Below are 21,429 nucleotides of genomic sequence, written 5' to 3' on the forward strand. Positions count from 1 at the left end.
GGGATTTTAAATTGAACATATTAACAATTGAACCAACACCAAGTCCCAATACGATGAAAATTGTCATAGATCATGAATTGCCTTTTGGAAAGGCTCATAACTATAACGAAGCAAACAAAGCGAATGCACCAAAGGAAGTACTGGACATTCTAGCAATTAATGGTGTCAAAGGTGTTTATCACGTTGCAGATTTCCTAGCAGTAGAAAGAATTGCGAAATTCGACTGGGAAACTATTTTGGCAGCAGTTCGCACTGCATTTGGTGAGGACGAGCAAGCTCAGAATGGAGAACAACAACAAGCAGACGAACATTACGGAGAAGAATATGTACATGTTCAAATGTTCAAAGGCATTCCATTACAAGTAAAAGTGTTTGATAGTATTGGTGAACAACGCTTTGGGCTAGCAGCACGTTTTATCAATGCTTTTAATGAAGCGATGAGTACGGATGAAAACTATATTTATGAACGTAAATGGGTGGATTATGGTGTTCGCTACGGTGATAAAAAAGAGATTGGCGATAGCATTGTAGCAGAGCTAGAGGCATCTTTCCCACAACAGCGTATTAATGAATTAATCGAAGCAAGTAAAGCGAAAAAAGATGTTGTGGAGTCACGTAAACGGAAAGTAACTTTAGAAGAATTTTCAGTAGATGAATGGGAAATGCGCTTCCAATTGCTTGAGCAAATGGCTAACCCAGAAGTGGATGACCTATCGTTACTTGATAAAGCGCTACAAGATGAAAAAATGTCAATCCGCCGCTTAGCAACAATTTACTTAGGTATGGTGGATGATGTTGCAGTTGTACCTTTATTAGTACAAGCATTAAATGATAAGAGCTCATCAGTACGCCGTACAGCAGGGGATTGCATAAGCGACCTCGGCTTTGTAGAATTTGAGTCTGCGATGTTGGAATCACTTAAAGACCGTAATAAGCTCGTTCGCTGGCGTGCTGCAATGTATTTGTATGAAACAGGTACAGAAGTCGCCCTTCCAGCTTTAAATGAAGCAAGTGATGACAGCGAATTTGAAGTAAAACTACAAGTGAAGATGGCAATCGCTCGTATTTCGCAAGGCGAGGAAGCAAAAGGTTCTGTTTGGAAGCAAATGACAGAATCACGTGCAGCAAAAAAAGAATAAGAACGTTAAAAAATACAGCGAAGCCTATGCTTTAGCTGTATTTTTTTTTGACGAAAATAGATGAGATTGAAAAACTAAAAAAACTGTTAATGGAGTTGTGTTTTTCTATAAGTAAACGTTCAAATTAGTTCTTTTATATTTTATTGATTATTAATAGTGTGACTTTTGTCTCTCTGTAGTATAATGAAATGATTGTGAAAAAAGAAATAGATTAAGAATTAGCAGATTTCACTAGAAATCTTTTTAGTGGAATTTTGAATAGGAGAGATTGTATGATTTGTGGGAAATGTAGTTGTGAAAAAAAGCCAGCGCTAGTTTCGCAAAATTTCAAACTAAAGGATGGAGAGCTTTATATTCAAAATATACCGGCAGCCACTTGTGACTGTGATTTATGGCTTGCTCCTTCTATTAGAATGGAACTACAACGATATGCATCAGAAAATAGTCAATTACAAGGTATTCATCATATCTCTTTCGAAGACATTTAACAAATTTCAGTACATATTTGAAAAAAGGACTTCCGAATTCGGAAGTCCTTTTTTCATTCATCGTATGCTGTTGAATTAAGAGTGCTACGCTTTTTGCTCTCAATAATGGAAAATGCATGAATACTACGGTAGCAAAAGTTTATGCCTAAAAGCAATAGCACCGCGCGAACTGCGGGACTATGAATAGGTGCAATGATAGAAAATGCTAATAGAGAAATACCCAAAATGATAAAGAAAACAGCAGTATTAAAATCCTTCATCAACAAAAACTCCTTTTGTTAAATGCTCATTACCATTAAAGTACTTTTCTCTTATTTCAATATTTTTATACATTTTCTATGGAAAATATTAAATTTCAAATCTCACATAAATTAACAAAGTAATAACTATTTTTTAACATAAAATTCATAGTTATGAAATATACTATTAGTAGAATACAGCAAACGGGGTGATCAATTGCAAGTAAAAACAAGCATTTTGACATTCATCTTCATGATTATCGTGTTAACCACTGTAACAGGCTGTAACTCACACAAGTACCAGGACGCAATCGCTGAAGGACAGAGCGCCATGGCAGCAAATGATTATAACCATGCGATTAAAGCATTCAGTCAAGCTGTTGAAAAAGATCCACAACAACAAGAAGCGAAAGAGTTGTTGGAATTCGCGAAGAAAAAAGACATTGCCAACCAAATTCAAGCAGTGGAAAACGATATAAACGCCAAGCAATGGAAAGAGGCTATTAAGAAGGCAGATGCGGTTTTGAAGGAATATGAATCTGACAAACAACTTAAAGAACTAACGACAAAAGCGAAGTCTTCTATGAAAATCGCACAATTCAACCAATAGAATAATTAAGAAAAAGGAGAAAATACTGGTCTATATAGCCAGTATTTTTTTATTTTAATATAAATAATCATGTGTGTTGATTAGGGGAATATTAGGTTGTTATTTACCGTTAAAAAGTTTTTTTATGTTCAATACTAACGTATGTTACTACATTTTTTAGTTGATTGTAGCGGAGGGTGCTCTACTCCTGCGGGAAATGAAAGACCCTGCACGGAGCGTAGCGAGCATCCCGTAGCGGATATCAACCTACCACTTTAATGGCAATGGTTAAAATTGGTTAATCAACACGCCTGATAAATAATAAAGATTTATTGAAAAAAGTGTGAACAATTGTCTATAATTGTACTACTTATAATTTTATAGCATATACATAAGAAAGGGGACGACTGCGTGTATCCTTTAGAACAATGCATATTAGATGGAGATTTTGATTGTGCAAAGCAACTTGCGGATGCGATGGAATTTGACGTCTTACAAGAACAAATTTTGTATATGGCATATGATAACGAAAGTTTAACTACTTATACTTTTATCAATTACCTACTCATAGAAAACGAGAAATAAAATTTGCATCAGTTAGCATTTTCTATCTTAATAAACGGTCTTTGTTTTTTAGAAGGAGCTTATGCCTCTGCCCTGTATCATGCTAGAAGAGCGGTGGACCTATCTAACCGCAAAGATGTAAACGCATTTTTAGAATTACTGTTTCTATATTCCGTTCCAGAAAAAATAGTAAGTGATAAAGAGGCAGTGCGAATTTGTTCTGAAATTTTGGAGCTAGATTTACAAAATAATACAGCAAAGGCTATTCTAAAGGAATTAACATAATGGCATTAGCAGAAAGGGGCTCGTCTATGGACAATATCAAACTCGTCCCACACGATGTCATGTACGCAGATAAAATATCTTCATTAATAAGTTCCAAAGGAGTAAAAGATGCACTTGGGATGGATGATTATCAAACATCAATAAACGGTGTATTAGATTTTATTCGCGGTACGCAGCTAGCAGAAAGGGAAGGTCAGCAATATTCTCGTGTTATCATCAATTCTGTTCTTGAAATAGTCGGTGTGACTACTTTAAAAGAGATTGATCATGACAGCAAAATATGCCATATAGGTACGTGGATTGCGGAACCTTATTGGGGAGTAGGTTACAATGAGAAAGCCAAGGAAATGATTTTATATAAAGCATTTGAATATCTCAAGTTAGATTATGTATTTGCTGGTGCCAGAGTAGAAAATATTCGCTCACAAAAAGCACAAGCAAAACTTCCATATATAACATTATCAGTAGAAGAACAATTCCCTGAAGAACATAAAAAAATTGAGCGCCAAGAAAAAACGCCATGTGTTTTAAATGTCATCAAGCGAGCTGATTTCCTCGCATGGTACCATTTACAGCATAGCGAAAGCTCTGTGAATAACTAAAAACCCGCTTCTGGTGAGCTAGAAGCGGATTTTTATTAATCTATTTTAGAAAGCTGATCAATGTCCGTAATTGTTGGTAGAGCATGGATTGCGCCTTTTTTAGTCGTTGTTAAAGCACCACAACGATTTGCAAATGACAACATTTTTATAGCATTCTGCTTACAAAAAGTCGATAACTCTTGCATCCCCGCATTATTTTGAGAAAGATAATACAATAGCGCCCCAATAAATGCATCACCAGCACCAGTTGTATCAACAACATCAACGCTATGCCAGTATCTGAAAACGACGAATCTTTAGTGAAAAGAGTTGCACCATTCGCACCTTTCGTATAAACGACAACTTGCACATGACCTGTAAACAAAGAAGCAATTGCCGTGTCCTCATCTTCAATCCCCGTAATAAAGCTAAGTTCATCATCCGAAATCTTCACAAGATCCGCAAAAGGTAAAAATGCTAAAATCGTTTCTCTACAATCTAATTTAGATTCCGATACGAAAAATCTGTTAAAATATAGATAAATCTATTTTAAAACAACTTTTTACTGTGACACAACTTATATCTTTCGACTTTTCGTTTTGTGTCTTCCTTCTTCTTTGAGTCTCGATTTGCCGAAGCTACTACGATTTGATACGACTCTCCAAAGGCTTAAATTCCGCAGTATCGTTACGTACATATCTAAGGTTTATTTTCAGTTAAACTCCTTAGATTGGATAATTTTCTAAGTTAATGCTTGCGTTCAAATCTCTATCTAATTCTAGTCCACAAGAACAAACATACAGTCTATCTTTAAGTTTTAAATCAGATTTAATTTGACCACAACAAGAACAAGTTTTTGATGATGGGAACCATTTATCAGCTTCAATAAATTCAATGCCATACTTTTGACATTTGTATTGAATTTGCCGTTTAAATTCATATAGCTTTTGCTTCGCTATCGCCTTAGATAAATGTTTGTTTTTCATCATACCTTTAATATTTAAGCATTCCATAACAATGCGAGATGGTTTGGTTTTCACAATCTCATTTGAGCATTGATGCAAATGGTTTGTTCGAATATCCGTTAGCTTTTTATGAAGTTGTCTAATTTCAGCGTTTTGTTTTTGAATGTTTTTCGTGTCTTTCAGTGGTGTCTTGTAAATAGGTTTACGATTCTTAGTGTGTCCAATGATGTTAGCTTCAATCTTTCGAGATAGTTGCTTTTGTTCTCGTTTTAACTTTTGTTCTAATCGTTTGACCTCTTTAGTTTTATTAACGTTTTTATAGAATTTACCATTAGATACAACAGCCAACTCTTTTACTCCAACGTCTATTCCTAATTTCTCATCCGTTAACTCTACTTTTTCATATTCAATCTCATACCCAACTGATAAAAACCAATTGCGACCATCATATGAGATTCTAGGATTTGAATATTTTTCACCTCTAGGTAACTTAGGTAGAGTTTTATAAGTTTTTACAACACCAATTTTTTCACCTCATCAATCAAACGTCTAGTTTTCTTTGACCTTTGACCATATAATCTATTTGCAAAGACTGTAATGATTAGAATTAAATCAAATCATCGGTTAACTCTTCCTCTTTAGATTTTTCATCATGGTCTATAATCTCAATTTCGACACCATTAATTTCACAAAGATACTCAATTAATTCAAATCCAAATCTAATTAATCTGTCTTTATACAGAATAACTATTTTAGAGATTTCTCGATTGTTTATTTTGTCAATCAATTGTTTCAAACCTTTTTTCTTATAGTTTATACCACTACTAACATCTTGAATAATATCAAACTGATAGCCCTTTGCAATCATATAAGATTTCACGCTTGAAACTTGTGTCTCTAAATCGTCTTTTTGACTTGATGTACTTACTCTGCAATAGCCAATGACAAGCTTTTTGTCATCCTCAACTTTCTAAAACGCTCTTAACTGTTCAGTTGAATAGTACCTTGTACCACCATCTGAAACACGACATGGTTTAAGTAATCCCTCTCTATCCATTTTTCTAATGGTAGACGTACTTACACCAACTCGTTTAGCAAATTTTCCAATGGACATTAGTTCCATATGTACCACCTCCATGTATTTATAATTACCTGGAGTAAAAATTTGTTTCAATGCAAATTTATTATATTTAAACAGATTTTTCTTGTTCACATGAAGGAGCAACCCTTTATGCAGTCTTTCTGTTGCCAGTAGACCTCTTATGTTTTCACATAAGCGCAGACTATATCTTCATCTTATCTTTTGATAAGAGCCACATTTTTCTTCCGCCTTTCGCTTGCGGTTTTACTCTCCCTCAAGGAGATAGTCGTTGAAGGTCTCCCATGCACGTAGATACGTGTTTAGGGCGTTCCCTGCTAAAGACCCATTGTCAAAGCAAGTAGGACTAACGTTTTATAGGATTCACTATTACTTCGAATGACTTCGAGATTATCACCTAGACACTGATTAGCTTTTATTTCACCTTATGCCATCCTTACTGTTTTTTCTGCTTTCGCACCGTTACGCTTACTGTTTCCAGTTTCGCTTTGGTCGTAAGGCTTTAGGGATTCTAAGCAATTAACGTGGAGTTTGCACCGATTGCTCGATACAAAGGGTATTCAGTTTATAAATCTATTTTTAAATGAATTTTATAGGTTTTTATAGATTCTTCGCAACTGTTTAGTTACCCATAAAGGCAGCCGGACATTTGGATCAAAGCTAATCATTGCGCCCTTTTCGCGCGCATATGTAATGGCTGTTTTATGTGCTTCTTTCATCGGACTTTCCACTAAATCAACCGAGCAAAAATGCAAAATATCCCCACTCTTAAACCATGCTTTCTCAATATAATCCGCCTTATACAATAAATCTGCGGAAGGTTTTCGATAAAAGGAAAAATCCCGCTCGCCATTTGAAGCTAACGAAACGAATGCTAACGCTGTATTTGCCTCATCAGTCACTTTTATTAAATCAGTATTCACTCGGGCCATTCGTAATGTTTCCACTAAAAATTGTCCAAAAGCATCAGCCCCTACTTGGCTAATCATTTTCGCATTGCCCCCGAGCTTCGCTACAGTCGCGGCTACATTGGCAGGGGCACCACCAGCCATTCGTTCAAATAATGAAACGTCTTTTAATATGACCCCCTTTTGGTGTGGTATAAAATCGATTAGCACTTCCCCGATCGTAAATAATGTTTTCATAAAGGACCCTCACCTTCTAAATGTCGGTATGTTTATTTTACATGGAAATGAAGAACAATGTTTAAGTTGATTTTTGATGGGAAAAGAATAGAGGAGAGTTGTCTCTTTTAGACAAGTTACTAATAATTTAATATTTTTTCATTATTTCACAGTAGTACATAAGTAGAAAACATACTTGTGAATTATTTATACCTTATGAAATACCTTTTTACTATGAATAGTAAAGCGTTTGGAATTTTAGTATTATAAACATTAGTACATAGTAATATAGGAGGTCCCGATGAAAAAGCAATTGATCGTAGGAATCACAAGCATTTTAGTGATTGGAGCAGGAATTTATGCATTCCTTCATTTTTCAACAAGATTTCATGATAAAACGGTATTTATCCATCAGCATACGATAGAGGAAGAAGACTTTCTAACAGATAAAACGGCTGTCTTTTATGCATCTTTAAGTACAGAAAAGTTACAAAAAGGAAAAGGTTTTGCAATATTCATCAATAAAAAAGGTGTTGCCCAAGCAATGGAAACGTCCGGAATGGAATTCGGCGTAAGTAAATACAACGGCCAACAATTATATATGGATGATAAAAAAAGTGTTTATTTATTAGGAAATAAGGCGCAACAGTTTCCGATAGAGCGTGAGGAAATCCGCAATACGTTAACAGGCTATCTACCTTCAGAAAAGTACTTTTTTAGCCTTTATAACACAGGTTTTAGTAAAGACTCGGATTATGACACAGGTATACGATACGGTAATACATCAGGCTTCCACTCAGCATCGCTACCGTTTTACGTTGCAACGGCAGGTACGATGAAAGAACAAATAATTATTTTAGCTCAAGACTTAGTTAACAGTAGCTTTGATTTAAAATCTGTTACTTTAAAAGATAAGGTAGAAACAAAACAGCTAGCTTCTATCCCATTACCAAATGCAGAAGAGTTAGACCCGATTTCAGCAATTATAGAAGATAAAGAAAATTATTATTTCGTTTTTTCGAATTTTAAAGGCGATAAGGAAGAAGATATTTTACTCGTAAAAATCCATAAAATAACATTGTCTGTAACAGTTAAAACCTTAGCTGAATACCACAGTGAAGAAATTGTATCTACCTCATTACCTTTTAACTTTGATAATTCAACACATCTTTACAACGAGGAATTATATTATGTTAACGGCTTAGGGGAAGTCTATTCATACAACACATTTAATGAAGTTATTCAGAAGAAATTTAAGTTGAAACGGCCAATTGGTGATTTCCAACCGGAATTTGAGCAAATCGATTTCAGGGGACAAGCACTTTACTACTTAAATAACCGGAAAAAAGACGTCTATTATTTAGAGAAATATGATCTCGTAACCGGCGAAATGCTTGAAGAGCAACAGGTAAAAAATCTCGATAAAATTTTAACTTCAGAAAATGAAAATCTTACATTATATAATTTGGAAATGCTAAACCCATAAGAAAAACCTAGATGCCACGGTGCATCTAGGTTTTTCTTTTTTTTAGAATAAAGAAAAAGCATTTAAATTTCCCTAAACAACTGTTTGTATTCTATGTAAAGAGTAAAAGGGAGGAATAATTAACATCGCAAATGAATGAGAAGATGAAAAAAGTAAGCTTCAAACTCATGTTTTTCACAAAAAGTAGAGTATTTGCATTTAATAGATAGTAATGACACTGTTATTGATCTTTAAATGCGGGACAAGAATCCATTTTACAGGAGATGAAAAATAAATGATTGAAATTAGAAAACACTTAGTTCCACAATCCATTATGAACAAAGTAACTAGCGGAATAGGAAATGGTCGTAAATGGATTACTATCCATGAAACAGATAACGTAAGAAAAACAGCTAACGCCAACGCTCATGCTCGTTTACAAGCTACAGGGAATAGTCGTGCGGCTTCTTGGCACTGGACTGTAGATGACAAGGAAGCGGTTCAATCGTTTAATCACACTATTAAATGTTGGGCAGCGGGGGATGGTAGTGGTGATGGAAATTCAAATTCCATCCATATTGAAATTTGTGTAAATCAAGACGGTAATTACAAAAAGGCTGTAGGAAATACTGCCTATTTAGTAGCGAAGATTATGAAAGACGAGAAAATCTCAATAAGCAATGTTGTACAGCATAATCACTGGAGTGGTAAAAACTGCCCTTCCAAAATGAGGGGTGGAAAATCTGGATACACATGGGCGAAATTCCTTAAGTTAATAAGCAAAATAAAAATTACGACAGTATCAAAGCCAGTAGAGAAAGATCCTACTACAAAAGGTACGTTCAAAATCCAAGTACTTGCAAACTCATTGAATTACTATGATAGCCCTCGTTGGATAAGACCAACAGGTACAGTAAAAAAAGGTATGAAATTAACAGCCGAAAAGACAGTTGTTGTAGAAGGTTCCGCAATGTATAAAACAATTAACGGGACGTACGTATCAGCAGACTCAAAATATGTGAAAAAGCTTTAAACGTTTAAGATCTTTGGTCATTCAAATGTGAATGGTTCATTTTGGTACGGAAGGAGGTAAGTTTAATGGCATTTAATAATCCAAAATGGCGTAGATTTATTAATGCTCAGTTACTAAAGCATGTAGAGCCCGTAGCAGGAAGTATCGTCTATTGTAAATTATTAGGTCTTCCTAATAGAATCATCGGTACACCGGATCATACCGGTATATATGTTGGCAATAAAAGAATAATAGAATTGAATGGCAACGAAAAAATAATTGAAGTAGATTATTATAACTTTCTAAATAGTTCATCTGTACGCTCTGGAACAGAATTTTATGTAGCTTGCGATGCGAGAGGGAATGTCTTACATGATCCTGCCATCGCCAAAAGAGCAATTGCAGCAAAAAATACGCATAATGGGTACAATCTTATCAGAAACAACTGTCATATGTTCACATCTCGTTGTATCAAAGGCTCCAACAATGATCCACTAGATGCGACATTTATGAACGTCGAGAGAAATATTAAAAAGCATTTTGGCGTTTCAGTTATTAGCTGGCGCATTGTGAAGCAACGAATCTTTTAAACTTCTCTAATTACTAGCAATTAATAGATTATGATAATTACTTTAGATTTTTTATGAAATCGTAAAGTGCCAAGCATGGATTTAACTCCAAGATTGGCATTTTTTCGTACAAATATTGAGTAAAGTATGTAATAAGTGCGTATGCCTATTTATCTTCTATCAATTTTTCGCTCAATTCTTCCTAATTGAGCAGCCATATAATCCAGCTGTTTTTGCATATGTCTCAATTGTCGTTCTTGATTAATTTGATTTTTCGTATTTAACTGCTCGGCTTCTTCAACTTCATTTATTTCCTCTACGATTGCAAGCGCGGATAAAGCCTCAGCTAATATTGAAACGGCGGCAGCAACAACTTCAATCTTAGCAGCATTTTTTTTTGGTAATGCAGAACCTTTATCATTTTTATCACTATTAAAGTTGTTTTTCTTCAATGTCATACCCTCCTTCAAATAAAACAAAACGAACATCATATCCGGCTATAATATCTTATGGTTGGGAAAGCAGCTTCATCTATGTGTACAAGAGTGTTTATATTATTTATTAGCGTTTCTGTAACTTTTAATAGCCGTTTTTAAGGCTGCATAATTTCCTATCGCTGCATATCCATAAAACCAGCCCATCAATACACCGGCAAGCAAATCATGTCGGTGGCTAATGAAAATCGAAATGAATAACCCGAAGAACAACGCTATTGTAGGTACAAATTTTGATGGAGTATGATAAATGAGTTTGGTCAGTTGAGTAATAATCATAATAATTGGAATGGCAATAACAGCATCCCAAAAATTTGTATGGATAATAGGGAAATTCATGTACTCACCACTTTCAACTATTATGAATATATTTTTACCTAAAACAAAGTAATTATTCATTTTGTTTATGGAGGAAATTTACTGTGTGAGTGGCGCTTTATTTACGAATCATTAATAACAGAAATCACATTGTGAGATCACTTGTCAGAGATAGGTTAATAAATAGTTTAGGACTATCAGTTTGACGGGAACGATAAATTACCTTGTATTTTAATTTTTTTTACGGTCAATTTTTGATAATTGGGCTGTTAAATAATCAATTTGATTTTGCATACGCATCAATTGTTTTTCTTGTTCTTTTTGGGATTGTGAATTTTGATTATTGCTATTTTGTGCTTCTTCTAATGCAAGCGCAGCTGCGATAGTTGAAATTGCGTCACCTAATGTAGTAATGGCAGCACCAACTACGGCTAATTTGGCAGGGTAATTATCCTGTGATGATAGATATTGTAAATCTTTATTTTGAATTAGCTTTTTTTTATCCAATGTTATCTCCTCCTTAGCTACAAACAATTCAATTTTTGAATTAGTTTTAGACAATTCAAAAAGATTAGCCACAATTAGGCAATGGGGATCCATAAAATAAAGACCAACCATCTACATTGCACAACGAATGCTTTTTAGGAATTCAAGTTCTTTTATATAGTGTATGATAATTTTATGCAGGTGTAACTTGTACGAAATCCGTTGCAAATTAGCTAGGGGGATATTGTAGTGTCATAAGGAGGAAATGATCGTTAAGCAGATCTGACTCAGTTAAGTAACGAAAACGTAAGGAAGACTAAATAGTAAATTAAACCTATAGGCTTTCTCCTACTTAAAACGGATGTAATTTAGTTAGTCATTGTACGTCTGAAGAAATATCGCTCATATAAAGGCAGGGGAGATTGTATTGTGATCAATCTTTTAAAACGTGATTTCAAGGTTTCATAAACAAATGAGAAATGAGTTACAGATGTAACTGAGTTTTCCTAATGTATTGAAAATCTATACCGATCAATTTTGTACGACCTAGCTAATAGCGAATTCATTGCGTACAACATCCAAGCACGGCCTGTCTAAGTATAGCGAAGTACTTCAAACACAAGAAATTACAGAAAGCATTATCTCCAATTAATATACTAATTGATTATTGGGCTTAATCTACAAATAGAAAAATTATTTTTCTATCTTTTTTTCTCGTAAATTACTGTTTTTATTGTAAGGAGAACCACGACTACAATAGTGATTAATTGAATCCAAATCGACCAACTTTCCTTTAATACTATACAAATAATTGCTAGTGTTAAAGATATATAGCAGTGAGTTCTATAAGACTTCTTTGACCTAAATTCCATTACAAAGAAGAAGAGAAACAGACCCCCAAAAAAATATTTAATTATATCTACAATCTCCATAAATTAAAAACCCCCATCTAATATTGTTTTTACACTTAATAATTCATATAAAGCCCTATAGCATTGAATTGCTAGAAATCACGTAACACCTCTAATGCTTTTTTGACTCATAATTTGTATACTTTCTAACTCTACAATTTGGTTTCTTTATATCACTAAACTTAATATATTGTGTAAGTGCTTTATTTGCAAATTACAAACTGTCCCCAGAAGCATCAACAATTTTTTTGATTTTAACTAATTTTGCAATCAGAATTACATTGAAAACAATAGCTTCGCCGGTTCCACCTGCGCAAGAAATGCAAGAAAACCGACTTACAATATTCATTTTAGTATTTTTATATAAATGTTCAGTATAGGAGAGACCTCGAATTCAAATTTTTCTTTTAATACATTTACTATTGTATTTGCTAAAAGCCAATCTAATTTTGTAGTGAGACTGAAACCTGTGTAATAAAAAGACATTGAGTTCATTTGCATATTCGAGTATGACGTCATATCATAAAAAAAGAGATAATTATTGATGAAAAAAGATAATTATTTCATGATGTAAAGAATGACTAATGGTCAATCGGTTAAGGAGGTTTGAGGGATGGATGCAATAGATGTATTAACAAATTTAGGGAAATTGAAGGCGTACTTCCAACCCATTTTTAGTGCAGACGAGCATATTGTCATAGCATATGAAATTTCAGGCAAGCTCATAAATAATGAAGAGCTTATATGTTTAAACTCATTTGTCTACGATGAGGATATCCCTGAAGAGTATCGAGTGGATGTGGAGCATAGGATTTTTGATTTATCCCTTTCTCAACTGGTAGAGGAACCAAAGGATTTCGATATTTACTTACCATGTAATGCCAACTTGTTAATACTTGACTATGGGGAAAGTTATTTCGATATTATAAAAAAATATATACCAGAGGAAGAGCTAGGACGTATTGTTCTCGTGATTTCAGAGCATAATTTTAAAGGTGAATTCAGACAACTTAATAATATCATTCGCTACTTCCAAACATATGGTATGAAAATTGCGATTAATCAGGTTGGTTCTGAAAGTCATTGGGAATATATTAAGATGCTGTCACCGAATATTTTAAAGCTGAATATTGAGCAATTGAGTTATCAATCTTGGGGTGAGCAAAATGATTTGTTCACATCATTAGGTAAATTGGCTCGTAAAATTGGCGCAAATATGTTATTTGAGGGCATTGATAGTGTGCATCAACTTCAATTTGCGTGGAAAAATGGTGGACGTTATTATCAAGGGAAATATTTAGCTGGTATACATACAGGAACAATTCAACCTGAACTGCTAAAGAACAGTTTTAAAGAGAGCTGTCAGCAGTTTATCACTGCAGAAAAGCGGTTGCTTGAGGAGAATTACAATGCATTAAAAATTTTGCAGAATATATTAGAGAAATCCGTACAACGTGTAAAACCTTCTAGCAAGAGTACTGATCATCTTCTAGCGCTTGCTAAAGAACTTGATGCCTATTCCTTCCGTCTTTATATTTGCGATGAAGAGGGCTTTCAAACCTCACCGAATATTATGCGAATCGATAAGAAGTGGCATATACAGGAAGAGGCAGTTAATAAAAACTGGAGCTGGCGTCCGTACTTCTTAAAAACAATTATTGAAATGCGCAATGATCAGAGTGGCGTGTTTTCTGATTTATATAGCGATATAGATACAGGAGAAATGACACGTACTTTTTCTATTCCGATAAATGGAAATGAGTATTTATTTATTGATATTTCCTATGAGTATCTATATAAACATACAATTTTAAAATAAAAAGAGGTACTGCAGGGGAGATGTTTCTTTCAAGCAGTGCCTTTTTAATCGTTTTGGACTCCTTTACTTGTAATAATAAAGACAAGGAATGAGAAAGTTGTTGCTCAGCCAAACTATGTTCAACTTCAAATAGAAGTGAGTACTGAAGGAAAAGTAATCAGTGAAGCTTAGCTGGGAAATATGAATATCATGAATAGTGTAATCCAGTTTATTTAGGCACTAGATATACTTAGAGAGAATAATAAAACTGCTGCATATAATAATATTTCCAATTATGACTTTATCAAAGGGAATCAATCGTTAGAGGATATGAGGTTACCAATGCAATTACCTTTGCATCTATAATCAATAGAGATTTTAGAAGAGGGTAATGCTGGAACCGTATTGTATAATTGGTTGCCAGGACTGATTAGACACCAATCGAACAAGGGGAAATTAGGACCAGTGTAGCAGTTAAGGTTAAATTTCAATACGTGTTTTATAAAAAGTTCTAGTGCCAAGGCATTAGAGCTTTTTTTCTGTTCAATTAAAAATTCAATATACAAATTTCGCAATTGCATGCGATAACTTGTTTAATTTAGGGTAAAACTATATCAAGTAAGTTTGTAATAGAGTAAATGGTTTTGTAGAAGTAAATAGTTGAAAAATACGAATCATCTTTCAATTTACATCCTCAGTGCTTTTTGTTAAGATGCATAAGGGTTGTCTGTCTTCAGATGTCTAATTATGGAATTTTTAAAAAGAAATATTTTTTTCTACTACATACTAAGAAGGTGTCTAATATGAACGTGTTATGGGGAATTTGCGGTATACTCGTTGTTCTAGGTATAGCTTTTATTTTTTCGAGTGCAAAGAAATCAATTAATTTGCGAACAATTTTAGGGGGATTAGCGATCCAAATTTTGTTTGCTTTTATTGTATTGAAATGGGAAACAGGGCGTGAAGGTCTCGTTGCTTTTTCAAAGGGCATACAAAATTTAATTTCGTATGCGAGTGAAGGAATTTCGTTCGTATTTGGTCCTGCAGCTGATACTGAAAATTTCGGTTTTGTCTTTGCTTTCCAGGTGTTGACCGTTATCATTTTCTTCTCTTCATTAATTTCTGTTCTATATTATTTAGGAATAATGCAGTTTTTTATTCGAATTCTCGGAGGCGCTCTTTCAAAGCTTCTTGGAACTAGTAAGGCAGAATCTGTTTCTGCTGCCGCAAATATTTTTGTAGGGCAGACAGAAGCACCGCTTGTTATTCGACCATTTATTGCGAAAATGACAAGATCAGAGCTTTTCGCAATTATGACAGGAGGACTTGCTTCAGTCTCAGGGTCAGTTTTAGTAGGTTATGCATTATTAGGTGTTCCATTAGAATACTTGATTGCTGCAAGCTTTATGGCTGCGCCTGCAGGCTTAGTTTTAGCGAAAATTATGATCCCTGAAACAGAAGTTGTGAACGAAGAAAACTTCACGATGGAAAAAGATGAATCTTCTGTCAACGTAGTTGATGCAGCAGCACGCGGTGCAAGTGATGGATTGAAACTCGCGTTAAATGTTGGAGCAATGCTACTGGCTTTTATCGCAATTATTGCACTTTTGAACGGGATACTAGGTGGATTAGGAAATCTCTTTGGACTTAAAGGGTTAACACTTGAAGGGATTTTAGGGTTTATTTTTTCACCACTTGCATTTGTCATCGGTGTCCCTTGGTCAGAAGCAGTTCAGGCCGGTTCTTTTATCGGGCAAAAGTTAGTGCTAAACGAATTCGTTGCTTATTCTTCTTTTGCGCCTGAAATTGCAGAGTTATCTCCGAAGACAGTTATTGTAGTAAGTTTCGCGTTATGTGGATTTGCAAACTTAAGTTCGATGGCAATTTTGTTAGGTGGTTTAGGTTCGATGGCACCAAACCGTCGCTCAGATGTTGCACGCTTAGGGTTTAGAGCTGTCGCTTCAGGAATGTTGGCATCGTTATTAAGTGCTGCCGTAGCTGGAATGTTTATTTAGTCTACAGTACCTGTACCTATTTGTAACGTCTGAATATTTGATTTCTTTGTTTACAAAGTTTATACTTAACCTAATAAATGAATAATTAACTTCCGTTAAGGGGAGTAGCTAATAAGCAAAGTCGTCAATACAGGATACAATCCTCGGCTTTGTTGGCAACGACAGTTGTTTGCGAGACCTTACCAATTTTTTGGTGAGGTCTTTTGCATCTTCAGAGACGATATGACCAAAAAAAATTGGTTATGTCGTCTCTTTTCATTTCTTATACTTTGTAGGAGGCTCAACTATGGATACTTATGAAACACTTTCAAGTACAGTGATTATAGACAAGAAAAATCGTCTTATGAGCTATAGCAATTCTTTAAAGCTTATAGGAACGGGAAGAAGTGCATTCGTTTTTAAGGTAAAGTCATCAAATAAAGCAATTAAAATATTTTTCCCGAATTTTACGCATATTGCAAAAGAAGAAGCTGAAGTTTATCAAATACTTCAGGGCATAACTCATTATCCGTCTATTTATGATGTAGGATTTAATTATATTGTGATAGATTACGTTGAAGGTTATACACTCTTTGAATGTATAACCCATGGAAAGGCCATTACTTCCTCTCATATTAAAGAAATCGATTATGCGTTATCATTAGCTTCGGCACGTGGATTAAATCCTTCTGATATTCACTTGCGCAACATTATTATCGCATCTAATGGGGAAATAAAGCTTATAGATGTCGCACGTTTTAGACAAACGAAAGATTGTAAACAATGGCATAATCTAAAAAAAGCCTATCGACGGCATTATCATAAGCGTTATTTTCCGAAGAAAGTTTCTGCTACCATATTAAATAAAATTGCTTTTCTATATAAAAAAGGACTTATACCGACCTATCGAATCTAAAATAGTTTACTTGAAAAACTATTTTAGCTAAGTCGTTTACTTTAGGTATTCTTATCATTCTAAAGCCTTTCGATATAGTATTTTGCTCGCTTCCGCTATATCATTCACTGCGGAACGATTAATGAATGCACCAAATACGAGGCCGGCAATTGGAAGCATTTGAAACAACTTCTTCCAGCCAAATTGATCTCGATAGGAGTAGACGACTTCGCGCCAACCTTGTATCTCGGATAACCTCTCGTTTAACCGTTTCATCATGGTTATCAAACATGGATAATTGGGAAAGGATAACTTGCTTTCCTACAATGTCAGCGGTGATAAATTGAAGGCATTTTATGATAAATAAACGTTCTTTTTTATCATTTAGATCATAGCCATAGCAAATTGTGATGTCCTGTAACGGTTTTTAACTGTAAACCTAAAAGAAGCGGGATATCAATTGTTAATGTAAAAATGCCCCCAATTCCCGTTCCAGCGCCTTGTATGGTTGCTAAGTTTTTTCTGTTCTTAGTCAGTTAATCAAAGGCATTATATATATCTATTATAGTTGAAGCATTATAGTTAATAATAGATAGTCAATTAAAGGCTGTAATATGATGAACGCTTATTATGCAGCAATATTTACTTCAAAAAGAACAGAGCACGATCCAAAAGGATATTCAAGTATGGCAGACAAAATGGATGAATTAGCAAGTGAACAACCTGGATTTATTAGAGTTGAAAGTGTAAGAGATTTCGAAGGCAATGGTATAACAGTATCTTATTGGGAGTCCTTAGAAGCGATTCAAAAATGGAAAGAAAATTCGAAACATCAAGTAGCACAACAAAAAGGAAAAGATACATGGTACAGCAAATACGACGTGCAAATTTGTAAAGTAATGAGAGAGTATTCTCTTAAAGAGAATGAGTGAGTTGTTCTATTCAACCGAAATAGGAAACGCTCATTACTGGGTCTCTAAAAGGTAACTAATATTTAATAAAGGTTGAAATAAAGCTGTTTTTTCTTATTACACTAACGAATGTAGCTTTAAAATATAGTTAGATTAAAAATTGTTTGAAAATATTAATATTAAGGTAAATAGAAAGCCTTCATTTTGAAAAAAGTGTGATCAACAAAATGAAGGCTTCATTATAAATATTAATAGAATTATTATAAAAAAATTGATAAAAGCTCGTTGGACTTCCCAAAATACAATCAATGTATAATTGTTATAAGGATCATGAAAACATGATCAAAGTTGACTTTATGCTATTGACGATTCAACCATTCTTCAAATGTCATCATTTCAAATTCTTCTTCTACATCTATTCGAATTGGCGCAATCAATTCAAGTAAGTTACCATCTGGATCATCAAAATAAATAGCAGCATGTGCTTGAGGATTATTAGGTAGGACAAGAGGTTGATGCTCATCATCAAAACCAAAAGAGGTACGAATAATAATGCCCTCTTCATTCAACCATTCTTTTGCATGTAAAATATCTTCTTTATCTACATGAAATGCTATATGACGTAAGGAAGCATGATATGGAACCTCAACGCGGTCAGTTTCCCACAAACCAAGCCAACTTTCTCCTTTTACAATCCAGAAAAACACTAGTTTATCTTGTTTATATGCTAGCTCTAATCCTAATCTTTTATAAAATGAAATTGAAGTTTCTAAGTTACTTACTGGTAAATGAGCTTCGTATAAACCTTTTATCAACCAAATCACCTCATTATCTCAATATTATATAAATAATAACATTTATGTAATATTGCAGCCTCATTCAAAGGTCTAATGTTTTTGGAATTGTTGCAAATTCAAGCTGTAATGTGAGATTTGTTGCAAAGGAAAAAAGTTTACTCTTAAGAAAATGATATTCTAAAATTTCATTTTTATAAATCTTTTTCAAATCCTCTTTCTTTATTAAGTCTTAAGGGGGAATGGTGAGATGATTGGGGGATACCTATAACAATGGGAAATGAAATCCACCACTATTTTTCTAATATAATTCGACTAGCAAGTTTTCAAGTTAAAAAGCATAAGATTGGTTATATGTAGAATACGGAAGGTGGAATTAGATGAATTATCCCAACGGTTATCAACTACCATTCACTTCTTTACGTGTCATAACAGTGACTGGAAATGGGAAGGTTGCTGTTCAAGCGAGCTATGTACAACTCCAAATAGAAGTGAGTACTGAAGGAAAAGATGTTAGTGAAGCTCAGAAGGAAAATGCAATCATCATGAATCGAGTAATTCAGTCCATATTGGCGCTAAATATTCCAAGAGAGGATATTCAAACTGCAGCTTATAATATATCTCCAAACTATGACTTCATTGAAGGTAAACAAGTCTTTAGAGGGTATGAGGTTACCAATGCCCTAACGGTAAAAGTAACAGATATTAGTCGAGTAGGAACAGTAATTGATACAGCAGTACAAAATGGTGCAAATCGCATTTCATCCATTCAGTTTAGAATCGAAAATGCAGATATTTATTATCAACAAGCGCTTAGTTTAGCTCTTCAAAATGCACAAACGAAAGCAAAGACCATAGCGGAGACAATGAGATTACCTTTGCTCCCACAACCGATAGAGATTGTTGAAGAGAGTAATACCGGGCCCGTGCTATATAAGGCAGTTGCTATGGCTGATCAGACTATATCAACGCCAATAGAACAAGGGAAAATTACGATTAGTGCAACTGTTATGGTCAAATTTCAATATTAGTGAATAGCCAAAAGTTCTAGTACCCTGATAAAGGTATTAGATATTTTTTTCTGAGTCCTGTAGCGAATGGTAACAGGTCATAACAAAAAGCAAGAGTCTTTTGAAACTCTCCACGTTATAAAGAAGGGCTCTGTTAATTTTTATTGTTGTTTTAACTCTTTCGGCTTCCAAATGTTTGAGAGAAGTCCTTCTTAGGTTGAATAAGAGCTCTAATTATGTGAGTTTTTTACTATTTTTAGTGTTCTCACAAATGCTATAAGTAAATAAAGAACAACTGTATACAAAAGCACACCACAAATAGAGTAGATAGCTTTTAAATCTGTACTTATTGGAGGATAACCGCTGTGAGCATTAAAATGATATTCTGCTCCTTCGTAACTTGACCAAATACTAAACAGAGTAAAGCTTAACAAAATAAGGGCAAAGATGGCTTTCTTATGAAAAATCATTTTAATTAAAGTATCTTTGAAAACTGCTATGAAGTTTATTTGCTTTTGTTGGTAATTTATTAAACTCATTCGACCATGAAAAGGGATTAAAAAAAATGCAATGAGTCCACTATAAACTAAAAGCACTACTACAATCTCTGGATACCCCATCAATGCCTCCATGTTTTTGTAATATTTACCTTTAAGACTTCATAAAAGAAGAAAATGTTGCATCTTACTGCTCTTCATTGAAGACCAAACAGTAAAAGTATATTTTAAACTCTGTAAATATTATGCAATGCCTTTCGATTCATCAAATTTCATTTATACAACAAATTTCTTTAGACGAAGTGATTTGTTCGTTTATGTCATTGGATGAATACAACTTTGAAAAAGAAACCGTATCATCAGTTTTATATTGTATGCTATCGAGAAATGCAAACCATGCAAGGTAAATTTGGAGATATTTACTCGCTACTCATTAAATTTACGTATACATCCTTTAAAAATAAAACCCGGCTGGCATACATCGCCTACCGGGTACTTTCACTCAATTATATGCTTTTTGAGAAAGGTCTTTTGTATATCTACAGTACAAAGATAGATGTAGCACTATAATGACTATGATAAGACTTGATGGGCCAACAGGATGGAAAACTGTAATGAATCTACTAATAATAAAAAAAGAGTATCAACTAATGAAAAACGTTTTATATTCTTAAATTGTATTAAGCCCTCTATTCCCAATAAGGTATAGACATTTTAGTCCTTCTTACAAAATTAAACCCCATTCTTCTCTTAACATACCCATGCGAATGGAATCGTAATATTCCCCATTATAATAACGAGCTTTTCGAATACAAGCTTCCATTTGCATGCCAAGTTTTTCACCGACACGGATCATTCTTTTATTGCCTGACCATGTTGAAAAACCAATACGAACGATTGGAAGTGTGTTCAATAAATGATTAATCCACAATGTTAAAGCTCTTGTACCAAGCCCTTGCCCCCAAATAGGTGCTTCATGGAAGACAATACCGATTTCTAACCACTTAGATGGCTCATGCTCCCAGTAATAAGAGACAATGCCCACAACAACCTCATTTACCTCAATTGCCCAAAAAGCATCATTCTGAGCAAATTTAAAATTCATATTCAAAAAATCTTCATAGGACATCTTTATGCTCAAAATGATATGAAAAAGTTCTTACAATTTATATGTATTATTTTTCCATATAAATGTTATAATA

At 34.2% G+C, this 21,429-nt stretch carries 22 protein-coding genes and 5 pseudogenes; 14 read left to right on the forward strand and 13 right to left on the reverse strand.

The genetic code is table 11. From position 1 onward, the window contains the following. The first annotated feature begins 11 nt into the window (after positions 1 to 11). A complete protein-coding gene (locus JFL43_RS08885; protein ID WP_200748759.1) occupies positions 12 to 1,139 on the forward strand; it encodes a conserved virulence factor C family protein in 1,128 nt (375 codons plus the stop codon). Positions 1,140 to 1,411: 272 nt separating this feature from the next. Further along, positions 1,412 to 1,627, forward strand: coding sequence for a hypothetical protein (locus JFL43_RS08890; RefSeq protein ID WP_100796856.1), 216 nt, complete (start codon positions 1,412 to 1,414; stop codon positions 1,625 to 1,627). 53 nt (positions 1,628 to 1,680) lie between these two features. Here the strand turns inward: JFL43_RS08890 and JFL43_RS08895 are convergent, their stop codons facing one another. Next, positions 1,681 to 1,887 (reverse strand): hypothetical protein, encoded by a 207-nt coding sequence (locus tag JFL43_RS08895; protein ID WP_200748760.1) that lies wholly within the window; start codon positions 1,885 to 1,887, stop codon positions 1,681 to 1,683. A 196-nt stretch (positions 1,888 to 2,083) separates the two neighbouring features. Between JFL43_RS08895 and JFL43_RS08900 the strand changes: the two genes are divergently transcribed. From JFL43_RS08900 to JFL43_RS08915, 4 genes are all read left to right on the forward strand, one after another. Then, a complete protein-coding gene (locus JFL43_RS08900; protein ID WP_200748761.1) occupies positions 2,084 to 2,476 on the forward strand; it encodes a hypothetical protein in 393 nt (130 codons plus the stop codon). Positions 2,477 to 2,866: 390 nt separating this feature from the next. Then, on the forward strand, positions 2,867 to 3,040 hold the full coding sequence (locus JFL43_RS08905; RefSeq protein ID WP_157812980.1) for a hypothetical protein: 174 nt from the start codon (positions 2,867 to 2,869) through the stop codon (positions 3,038 to 3,040). Positions 3,041 to 3,043: 3 nt separating this feature from the next. After that, the gene (locus tag JFL43_RS08910) at positions 3,044 to 3,304 is read left to right on the forward strand and encodes a hypothetical protein (protein ID WP_200748762.1); all 261 of its coding nucleotides are present in this window, start codon (positions 3,044 to 3,046) and stop codon (positions 3,302 to 3,304) included. Positions 3,305 to 3,330: 26 nt separating this feature from the next. After that, entirely contained in the window at positions 3,331 to 3,906 is a 576-nt protein-coding gene (locus tag JFL43_RS08915) for a GNAT family N-acetyltransferase (protein WP_200748763.1), read from the forward strand. Between the two features lie 35 nt (positions 3,907 to 3,941). On the opposite strand, the gene JFL43_RS08920 is transcribed toward JFL43_RS08915, so the two are convergent. The 5 genes and pseudogenes from JFL43_RS08920 to JFL43_RS08940 all read right to left on the reverse strand — a co-directional run. Continuing rightward, positions 3,942 to 4,121 (reverse strand): hypothetical protein, encoded by a 180-nt coding sequence (locus JFL43_RS08920; RefSeq protein WP_234447683.1) that lies wholly within the window; start codon positions 4,119 to 4,121, stop codon positions 3,942 to 3,944. Beyond that, a complete protein-coding gene (locus JFL43_RS08925; protein ID WP_200748824.1) occupies positions 4,052 to 4,429 on the reverse strand; it encodes a PfkB family carbohydrate kinase in 378 nt (125 codons plus the stop codon). Before JFL43_RS08925 ends, JFL43_RS08920 begins: the two co-directional genes overlap by 70 nt. 181 nt (positions 4,430 to 4,610) lie before the next feature. Beyond that, positions 4,611 to 5,381, reverse strand: a pseudogene (locus JFL43_RS08930) (RNA-guided endonuclease InsQ/TnpB family protein); the annotation flags it as partial. Continuing rightward, positions 5,363 to 5,973 (reverse strand): annotated as a pseudogene (locus tag JFL43_RS08935) (IS607 family transposase). The pseudogenes JFL43_RS08930 and JFL43_RS08935, both read right to left, overlap by 19 nt. Positions 5,974 to 6,557: 584 nt before the next feature. Further along, positions 6,558 to 7,094, reverse strand: a pseudogene (locus tag JFL43_RS08940) (carbohydrate kinase family protein); the annotation flags it as partial. 280 nt (positions 7,095 to 7,374) lie between these two features. On the opposite strand from JFL43_RS08940, the gene JFL43_RS08945 reads away from it, so the two are divergent. The 3 genes from JFL43_RS08945 (at position 7,375) to JFL43_RS08955 (ending at position 10,140) form a co-directional block, all read left to right on the forward strand. Beyond that, positions 7,375 to 8,559, forward strand: a complete 1,185-nt coding sequence (locus tag JFL43_RS08945; RefSeq protein WP_200748765.1) for a hypothetical protein — start codon at positions 7,375 to 7,377, stop codon at positions 8,557 to 8,559. Between the two features lie 274 nt (positions 8,560 to 8,833). Then, positions 8,834 to 9,571 carry a peptidoglycan recognition protein family protein gene (locus tag JFL43_RS08950; RefSeq protein WP_200748766.1) on the forward strand — a complete coding sequence of 246 codons (738 nt, stop codon included), beginning with the start codon at positions 8,834 to 8,836 and terminating at the stop codon, positions 9,569 to 9,571. A gap of 65 nt (positions 9,572 to 9,636) precedes the next feature. Then, complete coding sequence (locus JFL43_RS08955; RefSeq protein ID WP_200748767.1) at positions 9,637 to 10,140, forward strand: hypothetical protein; 504 nt, start codon at positions 9,637 to 9,639, stop codon at positions 10,138 to 10,140. Between the two features lie 149 nt (positions 10,141 to 10,289). On the opposite strand, the gene JFL43_RS08960 is transcribed toward JFL43_RS08955, so the two are convergent. From JFL43_RS08960 to JFL43_RS08970, 3 genes are all read right to left on the reverse strand, one after another. Then, entirely contained in the window at positions 10,290 to 10,571 is a 282-nt protein-coding gene (locus JFL43_RS08960) for a hypothetical protein (RefSeq protein WP_200748768.1), read from the reverse strand. Between the two features lie 102 nt (positions 10,572 to 10,673). Beyond that, positions 10,674 to 10,952, reverse strand: coding sequence for a hypothetical protein (locus JFL43_RS08965; RefSeq protein ID WP_200748769.1), 279 nt, complete (start codon positions 10,950 to 10,952; stop codon positions 10,674 to 10,676). A gap of 210 nt (positions 10,953 to 11,162) precedes the next feature. Then, on the reverse strand, positions 11,163 to 11,438 hold the full coding sequence (locus tag JFL43_RS08970) for a hypothetical protein (RefSeq protein WP_234447684.1): 276 nt from the start codon (positions 11,436 to 11,438) through the stop codon (positions 11,163 to 11,165). A gap of 1,503 nt (positions 11,439 to 12,941) precedes the next feature. Between JFL43_RS08970 and JFL43_RS08975 the strand changes: the two genes are divergently transcribed. The 3 genes from JFL43_RS08975 to JFL43_RS08985 all read left to right on the forward strand — a co-directional run bounded on the left by JFL43_RS08975 (position 12,942) and on the right by JFL43_RS08985 (position 17,036). Continuing rightward, positions 12,942 to 14,147, forward strand: a complete 1,206-nt coding sequence (locus tag JFL43_RS08975) for an EAL domain-containing protein (RefSeq protein ID WP_200748770.1) — start codon at positions 12,942 to 12,944, stop codon at positions 14,145 to 14,147. A 782-nt stretch (positions 14,148 to 14,929) separates the two neighbouring features. Then, a complete protein-coding gene (locus JFL43_RS08980; RefSeq protein ID WP_200748771.1) occupies positions 14,930 to 16,141 on the forward strand; it encodes a NupC/NupG family nucleoside CNT transporter in 1,212 nt (403 codons plus the stop codon). 286 nt (positions 16,142 to 16,427) lie between these two features. Beyond that, positions 16,428 to 17,036 carry a protein kinase family protein gene (locus JFL43_RS08985; protein ID WP_200748772.1) on the forward strand — a complete coding sequence of 203 codons (609 nt, stop codon included), beginning with the start codon at positions 16,428 to 16,430 and terminating at the stop codon, positions 17,034 to 17,036. A gap of 54 nt (positions 17,037 to 17,090) precedes the next feature. Here JFL43_RS08985 and JFL43_RS08990 read toward each other — a convergent pair. After that, a pseudogene (locus tag JFL43_RS08990) lies at positions 17,091 to 17,551 on the reverse strand (EcsC family protein); the annotation flags it as partial. Between the two features lie 81 nt (positions 17,552 to 17,632). Between JFL43_RS08990 and JFL43_RS08995 the strand changes: the two are divergent. Then, entirely contained in the window at positions 17,633 to 17,947 is a 315-nt protein-coding gene (locus JFL43_RS08995; RefSeq protein WP_200748827.1) for an antibiotic biosynthesis monooxygenase family protein, read from the forward strand. Positions 17,948 to 18,285: 338 nt separating this feature from the next. On the opposite strand, the gene JFL43_RS09000 is transcribed toward JFL43_RS08995, so the two are convergent. Further along, positions 18,286 to 18,741 carry a VOC family protein gene (locus tag JFL43_RS09000; RefSeq protein ID WP_200748773.1) on the reverse strand — a complete coding sequence of 152 codons (456 nt, stop codon included), beginning with the start codon at positions 18,739 to 18,741 and terminating at the stop codon, positions 18,286 to 18,288. 359 nt (positions 18,742 to 19,100) lie between these two features. Here JFL43_RS09000 and JFL43_RS09005 point away from each other — a divergent pair, with 359 nt between their 5' ends. After that, the gene (locus tag JFL43_RS09005; protein WP_200748774.1) at positions 19,101 to 19,751 is read left to right on the forward strand and encodes an SIMPL domain-containing protein; all 651 of its coding nucleotides are present in this window, start codon (positions 19,101 to 19,103) and stop codon (positions 19,749 to 19,751) included. 209 nt (positions 19,752 to 19,960) lie between these two features. On the opposite strand, the gene JFL43_RS09010 is transcribed toward JFL43_RS09005, so the two are convergent. Together JFL43_RS09010 and JFL43_RS09015 are read right to left on the reverse strand one after the other, a co-directional pair. Further along, positions 19,961 to 20,350, reverse strand: coding sequence for a hypothetical protein (locus tag JFL43_RS09010; RefSeq protein WP_200748775.1), 390 nt, complete (start codon positions 20,348 to 20,350; stop codon positions 19,961 to 19,963). A gap of 601 nt (positions 20,351 to 20,951) precedes the next feature. Beyond that, a pseudogene (locus JFL43_RS09015) lies at positions 20,952 to 21,356 on the reverse strand (GNAT family N-acetyltransferase); the annotation flags it as partial. Between the last annotated feature and the right edge of the window lie 73 nt (positions 21,357 to 21,429).

The sequence above is a fragment of the Viridibacillus soli genome, assembly GCF_016612995.1.
Taxonomy (GTDB): domain Bacteria; phylum Bacillota; class Bacilli; order Bacillales_A; family Planococcaceae; genus Viridibacillus; species Viridibacillus soli.

Coding starts and splice junctions, on each gene's coding strand:
- JFL43_RS08890 (WP_100796856.1), top strand. CDS start 1,412: ATGATTTGTGGGAAATGTAGTTGTGAAAAAAAGCCAGCGCTAGTTTCG.
- JFL43_RS08895 (WP_200748760.1), bottom strand. CDS start 1,887: ATGAAGGATTTTAATACTGCTGTTTTCTTTATCATTTTGGGTATTTCT.
- JFL43_RS08915 (WP_200748763.1), top strand. CDS start 3,331: ATGGACAATATCAAACTCGTCCCACACGATGTCATGTACGCAGATAAA.
- JFL43_RS08945 (WP_200748765.1), top strand. CDS start 7,375: ATGAAAAAGCAATTGATCGTAGGAATCACAAGCATTTTAGTGATTGGA.
- JFL43_RS08950 (WP_200748766.1), top strand. CDS start 8,834: ATGATTGAAATTAGAAAACACTTAGTTCCACAATCCATTATGAACAAA.
- JFL43_RS08955 (WP_200748767.1), top strand. CDS start 9,637: ATGGCATTTAATAATCCAAAATGGCGTAGATTTATTAATGCTCAGTTA.
- JFL43_RS08965 (WP_200748769.1), bottom strand. CDS start 10,952: ATGAATTTCCCTATTATCCATACAAATTTTTGGGATGCTGTTATTGCC.
- JFL43_RS08975 (WP_200748770.1), top strand. CDS start 12,942: ATGGATGCAATAGATGTATTAACAAATTTAGGGAAATTGAAGGCGTAC.
- JFL43_RS08980 (WP_200748771.1), top strand. CDS start 14,930: ATGAACGTGTTATGGGGAATTTGCGGTATACTCGTTGTTCTAGGTATA.
- JFL43_RS08985 (WP_200748772.1), top strand. CDS start 16,428: ATGGATACTTATGAAACACTTTCAAGTACAGTGATTATAGACAAGAAA.
- JFL43_RS08995 (WP_200748827.1), top strand. CDS start 17,633: ATGAACGCTTATTATGCAGCAATATTTACTTCAAAAAGAACAGAGCAC.
- JFL43_RS09005 (WP_200748774.1), top strand. CDS start 19,101: ATGAATTATCCCAACGGTTATCAACTACCATTCACTTCTTTACGTGTC.
- JFL43_RS09010 (WP_200748775.1), bottom strand. CDS start 20,350: ATGGGGTATCCAGAGATTGTAGTAGTGCTTTTAGTTTATAGTGGACTC.